The following is a 1,573-nucleotide window of genomic DNA, read 5'->3' as shown; positions in this document are numbered from 1 at the left end:
GCCCGCCGGCGGCTCGGCCGTCGCCGGCTGGGCAATCCCAGCGGTGGCCGGCTGCGACCCCACGGTCGCCGGGGCCGCGGATGGGACGGTCACCGGAGGCACGGGCGGGGCAGCCGCGATCGCACCCGCCGGACGCCCGTTACTGTTCCCGGTGCCGGGGATCGGAAGCGGGACGGCCGGCAGCCCGGGCGCCGGGATTCCCGGCGTGCGCAGATCGCCCGCCGTTCCCCGTCCGTACAGGTCCGTCGGTTCCGTACCGGTGGTGAGCGCGCCGCCCGGCGCCCCGCCGGCCGCGAGCCCGCCGGCGCCGTGGCCGCCGACGCCGTTGCCCTGGCCGCCGACGCCGTTGCCGTACTCCAGGTCGGTCAGGGACGCCAGGATCTCGTTGACCCGGATATGGGCCTCACCCACGGCCAGGCTCTGCCGGGTCACAGCGTCGGCAGCGGCCCGGATCTCCTGACCCGCCCCATTGTCCGCGGGGGCCGCGCGAAGGACCTGCACGAGGCCCTCGGCGACCCGGAGCTGGGTGTCGAGGAACTGGGAGTGCAGGGCCAGATGGTCGCGGGCGACCTCGCTGATGCCGGCGACCTCACCGGCGCTCGGGGCCGGGGCCGCCAGGGTGGCTGCCGCCGGAGCAGGCGCTACCGGAGCAGGCGCTACCGGAGCAGGCGCTACCGGAGCGATGGCCGTCGGGACGGGTACCGCCCGGGTGGGCGCCGGTGCCGGCTGGGTGGGTACTGGCCGGGTGGGCGCCGGTGCCGCTTCGGGAACGCGCCGCTCGGTGGCGGTCGGGACGTTTTCGAGCGCCGCGGCGGCCGACTCCCGCGGCCGGACGGCCGCGGCGGCCGCGAGCGTGACCAGCGCGTCGGTGTAGGCGCGACGGCGAGGCTCCGAGACGTAGTCCGCCCCGGTCAGCGCAACCGTCATCCCGGTCGGCTGCACCTGCTGCGGCAGCGGGGCCGTATAGCGGTTGAGCCCGCTGAGCTCGACGCCGAGCACCGTGAGGCGCACGGCCGCGGTCATCAGAGCCACCGCGCCGTCGCCGTCGCGACCGGCGTCGGTGGGGATCGCCACGACATCGTCGCCGAGGGTGCGCCGGACCAGACCGGTCAGCACCTGGCTCGGCCCGATCTCGACAACCACCGTCGCGCCGTCCGCGTGCAGGGCCTGCAGCCCGGCGACGAACTCGACGGGGTTGCCCAGCTGCCGGGTGAGGACCCGGCGGTTCTCGGCGGGGTCGTCGCCGTACCGGGCGCCGGCGGTGTTGGCGTGCACCGGCACGGCCGGCGATCCGATTTCGGTGACGTCCACCGCGGCGGCGAAGTCGTCCACCGCGTGCCCGACGAGCGAGGTGTGGAACGCCGCAGCCACGGAGATGCGCCGGGCGTCGAGCCCGTTCGCGGTGGCGGCGGCGACGAACTCCTCGACGGCGGGCGTCGGACCACCAACGACGACCTGGTCGGGGGCGTTGTGGTTACACACGACCGCGTCCGGGTGCGCGGTCAGCAGCTCGGCGACCGCGTCGCGGTCGGCGCGGACGGCGGCCATGGTGCCGGGGTCGAAGCCGGGTTCG

At 76.4% G+C, this 1,573-nt stretch carries 1 protein-coding gene; it reads right to left on the bottom strand.

Annotation, left to right across the window (positions count from 1 at the left end):
* Positions 1 to 1,573: acyltransferase domain-containing protein (locus AC08OO_RS20290; RefSeq protein ID WP_476618919.1), on the bottom strand; the 1,573-nt coding region annotated here is incomplete at both ends.

It is taken from the genome of Frankia sp. CeCAU1, assembly GCF_977971845.1.
This window is presented reverse-complemented; position numbering and strand designations above follow the sequence as displayed.